The sequence below is a fragment of the Rhizobium sp. P1_E1 genome, assembly GCF_056406015.1.
In genome coordinates, this window is sequence record NZ_JBFUAY010000008.1 from 52,574 (window position 1) to 67,876 (window position 15,303).

At 59.8% G+C, this 15,303-nt stretch carries 17 protein-coding genes; 5 read left to right on the top strand and 12 right to left on the bottom strand.

Translation table 11 applies throughout. The annotated features are described in order from the left end of the window. Nucleotides 1-8: 8 nt before the first annotated feature. A complete protein-coding gene (locus AC1D1Z_RS05485) occupies nt 9-1,931 on the top strand; it encodes a glycoside hydrolase family 127 protein (RefSeq protein ID WP_131647579.1) in 1,923 nt (640 codons plus the stop codon). A gap of 11 nt (nt 1,932-1,942) precedes the next feature. Beyond that, nucleotides 1,943-3,028, top strand: a complete 1,086-nt coding sequence (locus AC1D1Z_RS05490) for an ABC transporter ATP-binding protein (RefSeq protein ID WP_131647580.1) — start codon at nt 1,943-1,945, stop codon at nt 3,026-3,028. Between the two features lie 56 nt (nt 3,029-3,084). On the opposite strand, the gene dxr is transcribed toward AC1D1Z_RS05490, so the two are convergent. After that, on the bottom strand, nt 3,085-4,275 hold the full coding sequence (gene dxr / locus AC1D1Z_RS05495) for a 1-deoxy-D-xylulose-5-phosphate reductoisomerase (RefSeq protein ID WP_477849757.1): 1,191 nt from the start codon (nt 4,273-4,275) through the stop codon (nt 3,085-3,087). Between the two features lie 382 nt (nt 4,276-4,657). Between dxr and AC1D1Z_RS05500 the strand changes: the two genes are divergently transcribed. Both AC1D1Z_RS05500 and AC1D1Z_RS05505 read left to right on the top strand, forming a co-directional pair. Then, nucleotides 4,658-5,308 (top strand): hypothetical protein, encoded by a 651-nt coding sequence (locus tag AC1D1Z_RS05500; protein ID WP_131647581.1) that lies wholly within the window; start codon nt 4,658-4,660, stop codon nt 5,306-5,308. Nucleotides 5,309-5,371: 63 nt separating this feature from the next. Further along, nucleotides 5,372-5,662 (top strand): BON domain-containing protein, encoded by a 291-nt coding sequence (locus tag AC1D1Z_RS05505; RefSeq protein WP_018448136.1) that lies wholly within the window; start codon nt 5,372-5,374, stop codon nt 5,660-5,662. Nucleotides 5,663-5,742: 80 nt separating this feature from the next. Here the strand turns inward: AC1D1Z_RS05505 and AC1D1Z_RS05510 are convergent, their stop codons facing one another. Both AC1D1Z_RS05510 and AC1D1Z_RS05515 read right to left on the bottom strand, forming a co-directional pair. Further along, nucleotides 5,743-5,895, bottom strand: coding sequence for a hypothetical protein (locus tag AC1D1Z_RS05510; protein ID WP_018448135.1), 153 nt, complete (start codon nt 5,893-5,895; stop codon nt 5,743-5,745). Nucleotides 5,896-6,013: 118 nt separating this feature from the next. Further along, the gene (locus AC1D1Z_RS05515; RefSeq protein ID WP_018448134.1) at nt 6,014-6,256 is read right to left on the bottom strand and encodes a hypothetical protein; all 243 of its coding nucleotides are present in this window, start codon (nt 6,254-6,256) and stop codon (nt 6,014-6,016) included. Between the two features lie 147 nt (nt 6,257-6,403). Between AC1D1Z_RS05515 and AC1D1Z_RS05520 the strand changes: the two genes are divergently transcribed. After that, nucleotides 6,404-6,922: a DUF2937 family protein gene (locus tag AC1D1Z_RS05520; protein ID WP_018448133.1), complete on the top strand. Its 519-nt coding sequence runs from the start codon at nt 6,404-6,406 to the stop codon at nt 6,920-6,922. Nucleotides 6,923-7,134: 212 nt separating this feature from the next. On the opposite strand, the gene eat is transcribed toward AC1D1Z_RS05520, so the two are convergent. The 9 genes from eat to AC1D1Z_RS05565 form a co-directional block, all read right to left on the bottom strand. Then, a complete protein-coding gene (eat, locus tag AC1D1Z_RS05525; RefSeq protein WP_018243818.1) occupies nt 7,135-8,499 on the bottom strand; it encodes an ethanolamine permease in 1,365 nt (454 codons plus the stop codon). A gap of 29 nt (nt 8,500-8,528) precedes the next feature. Continuing rightward, nucleotides 8,529-9,275 (bottom strand): ethanolamine ammonia-lyase subunit EutC, encoded by a 747-nt coding sequence (eutC, locus tag AC1D1Z_RS05530; protein WP_018448132.1) that lies wholly within the window; start codon nt 9,273-9,275, stop codon nt 8,529-8,531. Continuing rightward, nucleotides 9,272-10,669, bottom strand: coding sequence for an ethanolamine ammonia-lyase subunit EutB (locus tag AC1D1Z_RS05535; protein WP_205929484.1), 1,398 nt, complete (start codon nt 10,667-10,669; stop codon nt 9,272-9,274). Before AC1D1Z_RS05535 ends, eutC begins: the two co-directional genes overlap by 4 nt. A 755-nt stretch (nt 10,670-11,424) precedes the next feature. Further along, a complete protein-coding gene (locus tag AC1D1Z_RS05540; protein ID WP_131647583.1) occupies nt 11,425-11,814 on the bottom strand; it encodes a hypothetical protein in 390 nt (129 codons plus the stop codon). A gap of 42 nt (nt 11,815-11,856) precedes the next feature. Further along, nucleotides 11,857-12,003, bottom strand: a complete 147-nt coding sequence (locus AC1D1Z_RS05545; RefSeq protein ID WP_165505497.1) for a hypothetical protein — start codon at nt 12,001-12,003, stop codon at nt 11,857-11,859. A 460-nt stretch (nt 12,004-12,463) separates the two neighbouring features. Beyond that, entirely contained in the window at nt 12,464-13,699 is a 1,236-nt protein-coding gene (locus AC1D1Z_RS05550; RefSeq protein WP_447011018.1) for a site-specific integrase, read from the bottom strand. Between the two features lie 6 nt (nt 13,700-13,705). Next, complete coding sequence (locus AC1D1Z_RS05555) at nt 13,706-14,287, bottom strand: hypothetical protein (protein WP_165505498.1); 582 nt, start codon at nt 14,285-14,287, stop codon at nt 13,706-13,708. A gap of 103 nt (nt 14,288-14,390) precedes the next feature. Continuing rightward, nucleotides 14,391-14,759 carry a DUF6232 family protein gene (locus AC1D1Z_RS05560; RefSeq protein WP_131647585.1) on the bottom strand — a complete coding sequence of 123 codons (369 nt, stop codon included), beginning with the start codon at nt 14,757-14,759 and terminating at the stop codon, nt 14,391-14,393. 128 nt (nt 14,760-14,887) lie between these two features. Further along, complete coding sequence (locus AC1D1Z_RS05565) at nt 14,888-15,205, bottom strand: hypothetical protein (protein ID WP_131647586.1); 318 nt, start codon at nt 15,203-15,205, stop codon at nt 14,888-14,890. Nucleotides 15,206-15,303: the final 98 nt, after the last annotated feature.

Consider the following 15,303-nt stretch of genomic DNA (forward strand, 5'->3'; position numbering starts at 1 on the left):
TGGAGCCCATGACCAAACCAAGCAATGACCGCCAGTTTCGTCCCGTCGCCGTTCCCGATGTGGAGCTCGGCGGCTTCTGGGGCAAATGGCAGGACGCCGTCTGCAATTCCACCGCCGAGACCCTTCTCGACCGCTGCGTCGAGGCCGGCATGCTCAAGGCGATCGACGTCGATCAGCCGAGCCCCGGGGTCGTCATTCCCATTCAGCCATGGGGCGGGACGACGCAGATGTTCTGGGATTCCGACCTCGGCAAGTCGATCGAGACCATCGCCTATTCGCTCTATCGCCGGCCGAATCCGAAGCTGGAGGCGCGCGCCGACGAGATCATCGACTTGTATGAGAAGCTGCAGGACGAGGACGGCTATCTCAACGCCTGGTTCCAGCGTGTGGAACCGAGCCGCCGCTGGACCAACCTGCGCGACCATCACGAACTCTATTGCGCCGGCCACCTGATGGAAGCTGCGGTCGCCTATTATCAGGCGACCGGCAAACGCAAGCTGCTCGACATCATGTGCCGCTATGCCGATTACATGATCAAGATTTTCGGTCATGGCGAAGGCCAGATATCAGGCTATTGCGGCCACGAGGAAGTCGAGCTCGCGCTGGTCAAGCTCGCCCGCGTGACCGGCGAGAAGAAATATCTCGACCTGTCGAAATACTTCATCGACGAACGCGGCACCGAACCGCATTTCTTCACGGCGGAAGCAAGCCGGGACGGCCGCGATGTCTCCCAGTACCACCAGAAGACCTATGAATATGCGCAGGCGCACCAGCCGGTGCGCGCGCAGACAAAGGTCGTCGGCCACGCGGTACGCGCCATGTACCTCTATTCGGGCATGGCCGACATCGCCACCGAATACAAGGACGACAGCCTGACGGCAGCGCTGGAAACGCTCTGGGACGATCTGACGACCAAGCAGATGTACATCACCGGCGGCATCGGGCCGGCGGCCTCCAACGAAGGCTTTACCGATTACTTCGATCTGCCGAACGATACCGCTTATGCGGAGACCTGCGCCTCGGTCGGGCTGGTGTTCTGGGCGAGCCGCATGCTCGGACGAGGTCCGGATCGGCGCTATGCCGACATCATGGAACAGGCGCTTTACAACGGCGCGCTGCCCGGGCTTTCCACAGACGGCAAGACGTTCTTCTATGACAACCCGCTTGAAAGTGCCGGCAAACATCACCGGTGGAAATGGCACCATTGCCCCTGCTGCCCGCCCAACATCGCCCGACTGGTGACCTCGATCGGCTCCTACATGTACGCCGTTTCGGACAATGAGATCGCCGTGCACCTCTATGGCGAGAGCACCGCGCGGCTGAAGTTGGCCAATGGCGCCGAGGTGGAGCTCGAGCAGACCACCAACTATCCGTGGGAGGGCGCGGTCGCCTTTACGACCAGGCTGGAAAAACCGGCGCGGTTTGCGCTGTCGCTGCGTATTCCGGACTGGGCCGATGGTGCAACCCTCAGCGTCAACGGAGAGATGCTCGATCTCAATGCCAATATGCAGGACGGATATGCCAGGATCGATCGTGAGTGGGCCGCGGGCGATCGTGTCGCCCTCTACCTGCCGCTGGCGCTTCGGCCGCAATATGCCAACCCGAAGGTGCGCCAGGATGCCGGGCGCGTCGCCTTGATGCGCGGCCCGCTGGTCTATTGCGTCGAAACCACAGACAATGGCGAAGACCTCAACGCCATCGTCCTGCCCCGCGAGCTCTCCACAGCCGAAACCGTCGTGCTGAAGGATCTCAATGATGCCGTCGCCCTTGATCTCAGGGTCGAGCGCGAGGAAACGTCGAACTGGGGAACCCCGCTCTACCGCAAAGCGCCGGCCGAAAGGCAGGTCGCCACCGCACGTTTCGTGCCCTATCATCTCTGGGACAACCGCGCGCCCGGAGAGATGCTCGTCTGGGTCCAGTCGGACAAGTAGGTCTGTTGGGGATGACGAACGGTATGGCTAACAAGAGCGTCGTGCTCCAGGACGTGCGAAAAAGCTATGGCAATCTGCAGGTGGTCCACGGGATCGACCTGACGATCGCGGAGGGTGAATTCGTCGTCTTCGTCGGCCCTTCCGGCTGCGGAAAATCGACGCTTCTTCGCATGATCGCCGGCCTGGAAGACGTGACCGACGGGGAGGTCGAGATCAAGGGGCGTATCGTCACCGATCTCGATCCCTCCGAGCGCGGCATCGCCATGGTCTTCCAGTCCTACGCGCTCTATCCGCATATGAGCGTGCGCGACAACCTGGCCTTTGGATTGAAGATGGCGCGCACCAATGCTGCGGAGATAGAGACGCGCGTCAAGGCCGCCTCCGCGATCCTGAAGATCGACCATCTTCTCGACCGGCGGCCGGGACAGCTTTCCGGCGGCCAGCGGCAACGTGTGGCGATCGGCCGGGCGATCGTGCGCAAGCCCGATGTCTTCCTGTTCGACGAACCGCTGTCCAATCTCGATGCCGAACTGCGCGTTTCGATGCGCATCGAGATCGCCCGCCTCCACCGCGAACTCGGCAACACGATGATCTATGTCACGCACGACCAGACCGAGGCGATGACGCTCGCCGACAAGATCGTCGTACTGCGCGACGGCCGCGTCGAACAGGCGGGAACGCCGCGGGAAATCTACGAGAATCCCTCGAATACCTTCGTGGCGGGCTTCATCGGCTCGCCCCGGATGAACCTTTTGAATGCCCGCTGGGGTGAGGGAGGCCTGGTCGAAGTCGCCGGCCGGCAGATCGAAAGCGGTCTGCCGCCCGTAAACCGGCGGGTTGGTGCCGCGGTGACGCTCGGCCTGCGGCCGGAGCATCTGAAGGTGGCATCTGATCTATCGGGCAGCCTGACGGCCAGGGTCGATTTCTCAGAATATCTCGGGGGAACGCAATATCTCTATTGCCAGCTTGCCGATGGCCAGTCGCTCACCGTCGAGCATCGATCACCGATCAGTATTGCGGCGGGCGAGCAGGTGAACCTGCTGTTTGAACCGTCGGATTGCCGGTTGTTCGACGAGGGCGGGAACCGGTTGCGCTAATAGCGGTCGTCGGGATCAAAGGCGGGCGACCACTCGGCGATCGGCCCGTCTGATCTTCACTCGGYGATCGCCAGGGTCATGAGCTCCGCGGCCCTTTGCCGGGCCTCCCTGTCGGCGGCGAAGACATCGTCCATGCCGGCAGCCGGCGGTAGGCCGGCCAGATCGTCCATGACCCTCTCAGTGACCTCGGCCATGGCGAGGAAGGACAGCCGCCCTTCGATGAAGGCTTCGAGCGCCACTTCCTTGGCGCCGTTCAACACCGCGCCCTGAACGCCGCCGCGCATCATCGCCAGGCGTGCGAGCCGCAACGCCGGAAACCGCACCTCATCCGGCGCCTCGAAATCCAGCCTGGCGAGCTTGGCGAAATCCAGCCGCTCGACCGGCAGGTTCGGCCGGCGTGGAAAGGACAGGGCATAACCGATGGCGGTGCGCATATCGGGCGCGCCGAGCTGCGCCAGCACCGACCCATCGGTATAACCGACCATGGAATGGATGATCGATTGCGGATGGAAGATGACTTCGATCTGTTCGGGTCTCAGACCGAAAAGGTGCCGGGCTTCGATCATCTCCAGCGCCTTGTTGAACATCGAGGCGCTGTCGATCGAGATCTTCAATCCCATAGACCAGTTCGGATGGGCGCGTGCGGTTTCCACCGTCACATCAGCCATGTCACGCAGCGAGGCGGTGCGGAAGGGACCGCCCGACGCCGTCAGGATGACCCGCTCGATGGCGTGACGCTGGTTCTCTTCCAGCACCTGGAAGATGGCGTTGTGCTCGCTATCGACAGGAAGCAGCTTGCCGCCGCCTTCGCGGATCGCTGCGATGAACAGATCGCCGGCCGATACCAGGCATTCCTTATTGGCAAGAGCGATATCGGCGCCGCGGCGCGCGGCGGCAAGGGTCGGCGCCAGGCCCGCGGTGCCGACGATTGCCGCCATCACCCAGTCGACTTCGCGGTCGGCGGCTTCCATCAGGCCGGATTTTCCCGAGGCGACCTCGATGCCGCTGCCGGAAAGTTCGCTCTTCAGTGATTCGTAATGCCGGTCGTTTGCCGTCACCGCCAGCCGCGCACCGGAGGATTTCGCCTGCCGGGCCAGCAATTCGACATTGCCGCTGCCGGTCAGCACGGAGATTTCGAAGTTCTCCCGTCCGCCCAGATGATCGACGACATTGAGTGTATTCTGGCCGATCGAACCCGTCGAACCGAAGATGCTGAGGCGCCGCGGCGCGCTTTTGCCGGTCATCATGTGGAATTTCGCGAAAATTTCTCTCGTAGGCTCAGGCTCTACTAGGCTTTGGAGGGGGCGGCAAGTGTGCGGTGCAGCAGATTTCAACCCTTAAGGGGTTTACAGAACGGCGGTTGGATGTGATCCTTATAACATCGCTTGAGGAATCGCGGTTCCGCTGCGGCTGGTTTCGGTCGCATGGGCAATTCGGGGCGCTAAGGCGTCTATTGAAGAACAGGCACTCGGTGCCGCCGGCTTTCCGAGCCAACCATTAAATCGAGGATGAAACCGGGATGAGCGGCTTGGCCGTGATCCCTGATCGCGTTCGCTGCGAGCGCTTCATGTGTGCTGCTGCTTCGGTTTCGGAGCCGCGGCCCTGTGTCAGGCAAAATGTTCTTACTTCATGACGACATCCAAAATAGCATGCATTCTATTCGCCATCCTGCCCTCGCTCACCACCGCGGCGCGGGCGGACGACCTGCTGATCTGGTCGCCGACCAAGCTTTCGGACCGGTCCTACAAGGCGACGATGGGGTTTCGCCTGCCGGCGGAATGGGAAACGAGCGCTGGCGCCGACATCGCGCTTGCCTCGACCAAGGGCGGGGCGCCACTGCCCGATTCCGAACAGGCAATGCTTTGGGGCAGGATCACCAGGACGAACGTCACCCCGGCAAGCCAGTCACAGCAGGGCGCGAGCGTCAGCGTTGATACGCTGCGCGGCAGCGGCGCGCTGACCCTCAGCCGCTCGCGTAGCTGGATCCTGTCCGATTCGCTCGACATGCAATCGAGCCGGTCCATCAGCGTTCAATTTGACCCGGTCGATGCCCGGCAGGCTTCTGTGACGGCATCCCAAGCGCTGAAACTGATCCATCCCTGGACGGGAACCTCGCTTTCGGCAGGCACAGGCGTCAGCAATGCCAGCGGCGACTTCTCGAGTACGGTGGCGGTCAGCCAGACCATCCTGCCGAACCTCAACTTCGATGCGTCGATGAACAATCCATTTTCGGGGGGTGAGGCTGGCAGCGTCAATCTCCGCTATCGCGTTAACTGGTAGCGGTGCTGAAACCAAACTCTGTCGAAGGGCGTTTCCTCCGCAGGTTTCACGGAGGAATGGATCATGGTTTTCAAGGAGCAGACATTTCACGGGCTCGAACCCGAGATGGAAGCCGAAATCGCCAATCGCGCATCGGTCGAGGCGGCCGTTGCCAATGCGCTGGCGATCGCCGGTGGCATCGATGCGTCTGATGTCGAAGTGACGATGGAGAACGACCAGATCGTGTTGAGCGGCACAGTCGGCACGGTGGGCGAAATCGAACGGGCAACCGCGGTCGCCAAGGCCGTCGAGGGCGTGCATGCGGTGCAGAACCGGATTCTGCTTGGCGGATCTTCGCTTGACGGTACGCATTGACCAGACGGCGGGCTGCTCCGGGTGCAGACCTGCCGGACGAGGAATAGCACGTCTTCGCCTATAAGCCGGCGCTCAGCTGATCAACCGGCGAAGCGTTCGACAAGGAAGGACGAGCCGGCCAGACGATCGGTTTTCTGCATGGCGCCCGAACTCTGCGGCTGATAGGCGATGGCAAGCAGCACGACGCTGACGGCGACATAAGAGATGGCCAAAAGAATCATCTTGATACGCATGATGAATACTCCCGTTTCACAATAAACGCGGCTGATATTGCGAAGTTCCTCATCGGCGAGATCAGATGAGAAAAGCCCGACTGAAGTATCAGCCGGGCTTTTTCTGCATGGATTTGCCTTATCGGCAGATTCGGGTTTCCTTGACGACCGTATGGCCGTGACGGCGGATTTTTTCCGTCTTGGTGAAGCAGTCCTGGGAGACGTGGCGCGGCCGCATGTGATGGCGATAATAGGGCCGTTCCGCATGACGGTAAGTGGGACTGGCATCATCCGTGGTGATGGTCACACTTGCCGCCTGGGACGGCATTGCGGAAAAGATGGATGCAGCAGCGAGCGTGCAGGCAAGGATAATCTGTTTCATGACAAGCCTCTCTTTCTGAGTTGGTCACGGCATCAACTCGCTGGAAGCGCAGTCGGTTCAATCACATAGAGTTACCGATTGTGACGGAGGCAGAAACCTTTGACGCGCCGGATCGTTAGCGCAGGGGGATAGCCGGAGGCATCATTCATGGGACCGATTGCAAGGATCATCGCCGTCGTCGCCGGGCTTGCCGGCGGCACGGTCTTTTCGCAGGCGCCGGAATTTGCGCAGCAATACCGCCAGCGGATCGGCGGGGCGATCGACGAATTGCGAGTCATCGTCGAGGATTTCAATGTCCAGGCGGCCGAACACCATCTCGATCGCCAGCAGGCGCTGAACGCCTATGCGCAATCATCCGACGATTTCCTGCGCGACCGCGGCGTTTCCATGCGAAGCACGATCACACGTTACGAAACGCTGCTGTCGCAGCAGCTCCACCTTGGCACCGCCGCACCCGTCGCCAAGCCTTTCGTGCTGCTGCAAGACGCGGATGACGTCGTTTTTGCCAATACCTGGCGCGATTTCGTGCCCGGCGTTCCCGTCAGCTTTGCGGGTCTCGTCTGGGGCGCGATCGGTTTTGTCGGCGGCTGGATGGTGGCGGCACTGGTGGGATTGGGGGCAAGGCGGGCCGTGAAGATGCGGCGGGCCCGTCGTCAGGTGTCGTGAACCGATCGGTGGCGAACGCGGGCCTAGCGACGGTCTTCTGCGAGGGGGCTGCCCCCTGAATGGCCGCGCGCAGCGAATGGCTCCGGAACGTGATGTAAGCTTAGCCAAGCTTTGCGCTGAAGTTACCCCCGCCAAACTCGGCGAGGGTCGTTGATATCGATCGGAACCAGTTCGTCCGATTGCCTGCTTGATGATCGAGCCAGAGAGCCTTGTTACGCGGAAGCTGCCGCTTCCTTGGCGACGCCGCCTGACAGCAAGCGCCAGATACCGAACGCCACCGCGCCCATCGCGAGGAAGATCAAAAAGATCAGGAAGTTGTAGTAGATCATCGCCGCCAGCGCGACGAGTGCCAGCCCAAGGGCAATGGCCGGGACAACGGGATAGCCCCATGCCTTGAACGGTCGGGCAAGCTCGGGCTCGGTCCGACGAAGTTTGAACAGCGATGCCATGGAGACGATGTACATGATGATCGCGCCAAACACCGACATCGTGACGATATTGGCAGTCAGCGGCAGGCCGCCGATCTGGATCAGGTTGTCGGAGAAGATCGCGGCAATGCCGACAACGCCGCCCGCGAGGATAGCAAGATATGGCGTGCGGAATTTCGGATGGATCTTCGCGAGAACTTCCGGCAGGTAGCCTGCGCGGCCCAACGCGAAAATCTGCCTGGAATAGCCCATGATGATACCGTGGAACGATGCGATCAGGCCGAACAGACCGATCCAGACCAGCATATGCAGCCAGCCGGAGGATTCTCCGACGACAGCCTTCATCGCCTGCGGCAACGGATCGTTGATGTTGGACAGCGTGCGCCAGTCGCCCACGCCTCCCGCGAAGATCATCGTGCCGAAAGCCAGGAATACGAGAGTGAGAATACCTGCGATATAGGCAATCGGCACGGTGCGGGTGGGGTTCTTGGTTTCCTCGGCAGCCATTGCCGCGCCTTCGATCGCCAGGAAGAACCAGATGGCAAATGGAATGGCGGCAAAGATGCCTCCAATGGCGCCGACCGAGAATTCAGGGGCGCCAGCCCAGCCATTGGCCGCGAAGTTGGCGACGGAGAAGCCGGGTAGAACGACACCCATAAAGACCAGGAGTTCAATAATGGCGAGGATGGTAATGAAGAGCTCGAATGTCGCAGCGATGGTGACGCCGACAATATTGAGCGCCATGAAGACGATATAGGCGCCGACGGCCGCCATTTTCGGATCAAGCCCCGGGAACTGCACATTCAGATAGGCGCCGATGGCAAGCGCGATGGCCGGAGGGGCGAAGACGAATTCCACCAGTGTTGCGAAACCGGCAACGAAGCCGCCGAGCGGGCCGAAAGCCCTGAGCGCATAGGCAAACGGCCCGCCGGCATGGGGAATAGCTGTCGTCAACTCGGTGAAGGAGAAAATGAAGGTGGTGTACATGACGGCAATCAGGATCGTGGTGATCAAAAAGCCGAGTGTGCCGGCGGCCGCCCAGCCATAGCTCCAGCCGAAATATTCGCCCGAGATGACGAGGCCGACTGCAAGTCCCCATAAATGCAGCCCGGTCAGGCTCTTGGCGAGCGTCGGTTGAGAATTTGACATGATTGTTCCCCTTTTTTTTAGATTGAACTTTATGTTTCTTGGTGTGGCAGCGCTTCTATGGCGCCTTCGGCATTTTCCTTGAGATCGACACCGGTCAGCTGCAAGCGAAGCGCCTCCCGGACGATCCAAACGATCTTGTCCGCTGCGATCTCGTAGCTGAGCCCGTCGGCATGAATATTTGAAATACAGTTGCGCTCGCTGTCCCGCCGTCCCGATTGCGGTCGGAACGTGATGTAGGCGCCGAGACTGTCAGGCACGCTTAGTCCCGGCCTCTCGCCGATCAGCACGATGGCGACTTCCGCACCAAACGCCGCCGCCGCCTCATCACCAAATGCCACCCGCGCTTGCTCGCCCAATATCACCGGGGCGAGGCTGAAGCCTCCGAGGCGCTTCATGCATGCCTTAAACAACGGCACCGCGTGGTGCTCGACCGCCGAGGCCGAAAGCCCGTCTGCAATGATGAAGGCGATATCATAACGATCGCCTGGACCTGGAAGATCGGCTGTGTTGGTCTGGCGGCCGAGATCCGGGCGCGCCAGATAGATCGTACGGTCTTTGGCGCGAGACCGAATATGGATCGTCGGCACGGGCGCAAGCTGCTCAGCTAGGGCGACAAAATCCACGTGCCCATGCACGGCATCCCGCGCCCGGGCATGGGCAAGCTGGAAGTCGAGAATTGCTGATGTCGGCAAGGCGTCGCCGGCCCTTCCGAGCCCAATCCGGGCGCGTGTGGCGTTGCGGAACCGCGCAAACGGATCTCGTTCGAAGGGACTCATGCCGATGCCCTGTAGCTCAAGAGATTGCGGGAGAAGGCGCCCGAGGCGCTGGCAGGCGCCAGACGACCCGTGTGATCAAGCATGCCCATGCGATGAAGCCAGGCTTCGAATTCCGGAGCGGGCGGACGATTGAACTGGTGCCTGAGGCCGACAATATCGTGGTAGGAAAGGCTCTGATAATTGAGCATGACGTCGTCGGCGCCGGGCACTGCGATAAGGAAGCTGACGCCAGCGACAGTCAGCAACACCATCAGATTATCCATATCGTCCTGGTCGGCTTCCGCATGGTTCGTGTAGCAAACGTCGACCCCCATCGGCACGCCAAGCAGTTTGCCGCAGAAATGATCTTCGAGCCCGGCGCGGATAATTTGTTTGGCGTCGAAGAGGTATTCGGGGCCAATGAAGCCAACCACCGTATTGACGAGCAATGGATTGAGTTCACGTGCAACGGCATAGGCCCGCGTCTCGACCGTCTGTTCGTCGACACCATGATGGGCGTCGGCCGAAAGAGCGCTGCCCTGGCCGGTCTCCAGATACATGACATTGTTACCGACCGTGCCGCGTTTCATGGAAAGTGCTGCCTGCTGGCCTTCCCTGAGGATGGCGAGATCGACGCCGAAACCCTTGTTAGCGGCTTCCGAGCCGGCGATTGACTGGAACACCAGATCGAGCGGCGCTCCAGCCTCGATCGCCTTGATTGACGTGGTGACATGGGTCAACACGCAGGATTGGGTCGGGATATCGAACCGTTCGCGGAGCCGGTCGAAAAGAACCATCAATCTTGTGCAGGCTTCAAGATTGTCGGTAGCCGGGTTGATGCCGATGACCGCATCGCCGATCCCATAAAGAAGTCCGTCGAGCGTCGAGCCGGCAACGCCTTCAGGATCATCGGTGGGATGATTGGGCTGAAGGCGGCTCGATAGTCGGCCGGGCAGACCGATCGTGGAGCGAAAGGCCGTGACCACCTTACATTTGCCGGCGACGGTGATCAGATCATGGTTGCGCATGATCTTGGAGACCGCCGCGACCATTTCGGGGGTGAGGCCTGGTGCAATGGCGAGCAGTTTTTCGGAGGTAGCGTCGTAGGAGAGAAGCCAATCGCGAAACTCACCGACCGTCATGTGAGATACCGGCGCGAATGCCATCCAATCATGGCGGTCGACGATCAGTCGACTGACCTCGTCGACCTCGTATGGGATGACGAGATCCTCCAGGAAAGTCTTGAGAGGCATATCCGCGAGCAGGTAACGGGCGGCCACGCGCCGCTCATTGCTCGACGCTGCGATCCCGGCCAGCACGTCACCTGATTTCAGCGGCGAAGCGCAAGCCAATACCGATTTCAGATCCTGAAAGACATGGCGTTCGCGTCCTAGAACGATCGAATATGTTGTCATCTGCTCCTGGCCGTCGATCAGCCTATCGATGCCCGAGAACTCGTCCTCTTTGGTGGGCAATCGCGGGCTTCCGCCGAGCATGTTTTTGCTCGGCCCCATAGCCAGCAACGCAAGATGCGTGCCATTTAATGGGCTAACGTACCAAGGCAACCGTGCCAAAGGCTCCGGATGGCGGGCTATGACCGCTTACACAGCTCGGCTCTCGCAGAGACTGTTTTCAATTTAGGGTGGTTGTATCCACTTTACGATAACATGCTCCGATATGCGCACATTTGCGCCCGGCTCAACACTGATTGCGCAAATATTCGTTGATCGTCCCGATCCCGTGGTTCTGGCCGGGGTGCTTTTTCGGTGGGGCATTTTGTGCTGAGACGCGATCGTCAATTTTGAGCGAACTGACCGTTGATCGGCGCCGATGTCGAAAAACTAGCCAGTTGAATGAGTCCAGTCGATCGCCAATCCCTTGCCCAAGAGTTCGGGCGTTTCGCGAAGACCGGCTATAAGATCGTGAACCGTAACCGCCATGAGGGTGCGGATCCAATTGGCTTTATCGGCAGCTGGGCGGGCCGTGGCAGCGCTTCTGGCGAAGGCTGAGCGCATCGCCGTCAGCCTTAGAGGCGCCGCTAAGTCGATATCCAAGTTCAAGGAGTGCTTCGGAAAACCCGATCCGGATTCCGCTGCCGCGGCGTCTCCAGGCCAACCCAAGTGAGAACCACCGACATATCGCGCTCCCCCATTTGATAATGCGAAGACGCTTATTTCTTTGATGAAATATTGGCCCTCGCGTATGGCCCGCACATTGGTTCCCGCACGGCTGATATGTTGAGGTCCTTTCTTATGATTGCGCATAGTTCGATGGCGGCCACGTTTTCTGGATTGAGCAACGTATGCATCTCGGCTCTGCTTACTTTCAGATCCTCGGTAACTACCTGGAACATATCTCCGATTTCCATCCTCGGAATCGGTTCGCGATACTTTCCATCCTCATATGCATCAAGCTGAGCCTCTTGATACTTCCGATAGGCCTCATTCACGCTGCGAACAGACAGCGCTTCGGAAGAGATATCATTGTGAACGAACTCGATGCATCCTCGCGGATAGTGATCGCCCAGAGCATCAATGACATCGCCTGCCGTCTTCAGCACCTCAATCGCAGAAGCGTCGCTCGCACGCGAGAGTGCGGCGTGTCAGTATTTTCGAAGCATGTCGTCCGCGGCTTTCAACGCGGCCTCCTCGTCTCTTGCCTGAAACTTCGCGTTTATCTCCTTCGCTTCATCCATATGATCTGAGAAAATCGCGTGAAGAAAAGGGTTGGTGCTTGCGAGGTCATTCATCAACTCCTCGACCGATCCCGGCCTTACATCTTGAGCGATTACTCCTGAGGCGAGAAACCCAACCCCCGCGCATAGCGATAAGAAATTTTTCAAACTCGTCCCCACTTTGTACGTCGCCAGAAGACCTATCAGTCCATCGTGACGCCGCCGGCGTCAATGTGGCTGCGCGTCACGCCAAATTCGTCGGCAAGGTCGCCCAACGCTTCCCCTACGTCAGCGTCCAACGAGAGGGCCGCGGAGTCGCGCAGACGCAGCGCGCCTCGATGAAGCAAGATTTGCAGATCAGGTCTCGAGATGTCCGCAGTCCGATTGCGGCGTCTTAGAGAAGAGTGGCTGTGTCGGCAGCAGCCTCTGCTCATCGAGACCTCGCGATTCGAACGCGCGACCCCCAGATTAGGAATCCGCTCCGAGCTCCTGCGTGGCAAGGGTTCTCGCCGCGCATGTCGCATCTATGTTGCATTCACGCTAGGAAGGTGCGCTCGGCCGCCGCCAGTTCGTCGGCGTCATCGTCGTTCGGAAACAGGTGGGAATAKCGGTCCATCGTGAGCGCGATCGTCGAATGGCCCATGCGCTCCTGAACCATTTTCGGGGTTAGCCCGAGGCCGCCGTCTTCCTTACGGTTGATGCACCATGAGGCGAAGAAATGCCGCAGGGCGTGCATGCCGGTGTACTTCGGCGCCATGATCGGATTGCCCTTGTCGTCGACGTCGCCGCTATCCACGGCGATGCCAGCGGCCACCCAGGCCGGATGCAGGCCGCGCCGAAGGATATTGTTCAACTGCTCAACCTTGCCGACGCCGTTCGGAAAGACGAGATCGAGAACCATGATCGGCTCGCCGGCTTCGTCCTTCTTGCCGGTGTCCCGCTTCGGGCAGGCCAGTTTCCATTCCTTCAGCGCGTTGATGACCATCGGCGGGGCCGGAACTGTGCGCTCGCTCGTCTCTGACTTCGGGCGGCCGATATCGTTGAACCGGTCGGCCCGCTGGCGAACGTGGATCTCACGTCGATCGAGGTCGACATCCGGCCACCTTAACCCGCGCAGCTCGGAAGCCCGTAAGCCGCAGAAGATCGCCATGAGAATGATCGGGCGCCAACGCCCGGCCAGGATGCCGAGGAGCGCTTTGATGTCCTCGCGGGTTGGAATATCCACCCCGATCTTCAGCTTGCCTTTCTGACGCTTCTCCTGTGTTTTCTCGCTGAATCCGCGGCGCTTTTTCCGCTCCCTGACGACATTCCTTGCGACCAGGCTCAGTTCCTGCGCATCGGCAAGCATCGTGCCGAGGCTAACCAGCACCTTCTTGATCATCGCCGGCGATCTGCCGCCCTCGCGCAGGTCATCCTCGAACTTTCGTATCCTGGCGATCGTCAGGGTGGGCAGCTTGAGCGCGCCGATGAAGGGATTGATGTGCAGGCGAAGATGGCGCTCATAATCTTCGATGGTTGCACGCTCCAGCCCGGCAGCCTTAGCGCTGGCGATCCATAGCTTGCCCGCCGCTTCGACGCTGACGCTGGCACTCTCCGCCACGTGAACGCCTTCCCTGACCTCGACGGCGGCCGTCGCTGCGAACTGGTCAGCTTCCTTCTTCTTGGCAAAGGTCTTCAGCCGGCGCTTGCCGGCGGTATCGACGTAATCGACGACCCATGCCGATTTCTCGACGCCCTTGGGAGTGGTCCATTCGCGCTTACGGACTGACATCGCTGATCACTTCTTTTCAAATGGATCTTCATCTAAATCTGGGAGGCGGTTGACTTCAGAATCCTTCCCAGCTCTGTAACCCAGCATATAAATTTCGAACTCGGCATCCGAGAGCTTGCCCAACGCCTTCCGCTCGACTGGCGGTATTGCGTATTTTTCCGGGCGCCCGATCAGAGCTATCGCCTCCTCTTCTGCCTCATCATACTCGGACTGGTAGTTTTCGATCTCCTCTTCGCCACGTCGGGTGCGATACTCATCCCACAGGCCCTCGGTGTCATGCGCCCGGTCAACAATTTCCAGATGGCGCGGATCAAGAACATTGCCAATCGCGATAATCGCGAGATCGCTTTCGCCGCCTTTGGCCTTGGCATGACGGTCCAGCAGTTCAAAGCGTTGCCCGAAGAACAGCGCCGCGCCGCGTGGGATGCACACAGCCGGCTCTGCAGCCCTGCCGCCCTCGCCCCAGAGCGTGGAGCGCAACCGGACCGCCCACGACTGCCGCGGCCCTTCGAACGGGTTCCCGAAGAGAAGATGATCCAGATTGGCCGGGAGCTGATCAGGATCAAACACCAGCTGCCCCAAGGTCATTTCGGCTCGTGGGTCCTGGAGCAGAGCGGGCTGTCCATTAGCCAAGCGCAGCGCTTCATGCGCGCGGCCATAGCAGCCCCGAGCGATCAGCTGCCGTGAACGGCTAAGAGCGCGTGGCGAAAGCCTCCTCGAGCGCGATTTTTATTCTCTGGGCAAGTTCGCTGTCGGGAGTAGTGAGAGCTTGAATATCTCCCGATGATGTTTTCAGTGTCACTGTCATCACCTTCGGGTTCTCCAAGAAGAACATGGCGCCAAAGGCTAGGCCAAATCCCGCTATCCCTAGCGGGACGCTGAATAGACATCCCAGCAATGAGATGACGCAAAGAAACCCCAAAAGTGAATGCATTGGCGTGTCACCTAACTTAGTCTCCAAAGACACGCTTCCGATATTCGCGATCTGATAGGAAGCCTCCCCGAATTTTGCGATTGATCGCGTGATGACAATATCGCCAGCTGAGAGAATTGGCTCCATCTTTACCCCCATGAACCCCATAAACGCTCCTAAGCGTGGCAGAGCACACCCAGGGGTCAAGTTATTCCAAATGCGGAGCCGAGCGACGCGTACTCGCTGTCAGCCGCTTGTCACCGCGCGGCCCTCCTCTAGCCGCGCTGGTAACAAACCAATTCCGCCTGATTGCCGAATTCGGCTATCGCGTCATTCTGGTTTTCCTCGACTGAAAAATCCGGTTGCTGATAGGCCAATATGGCCAGCTGGCGGGCGAGATTTCCCATTGCTTTATCCGTGACCGCATCAATAACCTGCATCATCGCGGACATCGGCGTATCTGCCTGACGTTTTGTCATGATAACTCGGGCCAATTCGCCAATTGCTTTGCATTTGTCTTCGGCCTTGGCTGGTGTCACCAGTGCAACGATACAGCTCGCCGCAATGCATGCCGTCGACGATAAAGACTTCATAGTTTCCCCCTACGCATCACAACCGAGAGGTCGTATGGTCGCACAGGGCAGGTTGCAGTCAAGGAGTAGGAAGATCGCCAATACGGCGTACACTTCAT

What these genes read in the sequence shown, in the direction of transcription:
- AC1D1Z_RS05565 (WP_131647586.1), bottom strand. Translation starts at nt 15,205, where the DNA reads ATGAAGTCTTTATCGTCGACGGCATGCATTGCGGCGAGCTGTATCGTT.
- AC1D1Z_RS05535 (WP_205929484.1), bottom strand. Translation starts at nt 10,669, where the DNA reads ATGACAACATATTCGATCGTTCTAGGACGCGAACGCCATGTCTTTCAG.
- AC1D1Z_RS05505 (WP_018448136.1), top strand. Translation starts at nt 5,372, where the DNA reads ATGGTTTTCAAGGAGCAGACATTTCACGGGCTCGAACCCGAGATGGAA.
- AC1D1Z_RS05520 (WP_018448133.1), top strand. Translation starts at nt 6,404, where the DNA reads ATGGGACCGATTGCAAGGATCATCGCCGTCGTCGCCGGGCTTGCCGGC.
- AC1D1Z_RS05500 (WP_131647581.1), top strand. Translation starts at nt 4,658, where the DNA reads ATGACGACATCCAAAATAGCATGCATTCTATTCGCCATCCTGCCCTCG.
- AC1D1Z_RS05485 (WP_131647579.1), top strand. Translation starts at nt 9, where the DNA reads ATGACCAAACCAAGCAATGACCGCCAGTTTCGTCCCGTCGCCGTTCCC.
- AC1D1Z_RS05560 (WP_131647585.1), bottom strand. Translation starts at nt 14,759, where the DNA reads ATGGAGCCAATTCTCTCAGCTGGCGATATTGTCATCACGCGATCAATC.
- AC1D1Z_RS05555 (WP_165505498.1), bottom strand. Translation starts at nt 14,287, where the DNA reads ATGACCTTGGGGCAGCTGGTGTTTGATCCTGATCAGCTCCCGGCCAAT.
- eutC (WP_018448132.1), bottom strand. Translation starts at nt 9,275, where the DNA reads ATGAGTCCCTTCGAACGAGATCCGTTTGCGCGGTTCCGCAACGCCACA.
- eat (WP_018243818.1), bottom strand. Translation starts at nt 8,499, where the DNA reads ATGTCAAATTCTCAACCGACGCTCGCCAAGAGCCTGACCGGGCTGCAT.
- AC1D1Z_RS05545 (WP_165505497.1), bottom strand. Translation starts at nt 12,003, where the DNA reads ATGAATGACCTCGCAAGCACCAACCCTTTTCTTCACGCGATTTTCTCA.
- AC1D1Z_RS05510 (WP_018448135.1), bottom strand. Translation starts at nt 5,895, where the DNA reads ATGCGTATCAAGATGATTCTTTTGGCCATCTCTTATGTCGCCGTCAGC.
- AC1D1Z_RS05490 (WP_131647580.1), top strand. Translation starts at nt 1,943, where the DNA reads ATGACGAACGGTATGGCTAACAAGAGCGTCGTGCTCCAGGACGTGCGA.
- AC1D1Z_RS05515 (WP_018448134.1), bottom strand. Translation starts at nt 6,256, where the DNA reads ATGAAACAGATTATCCTTGCCTGCACGCTCGCTGCTGCATCCATCTTT.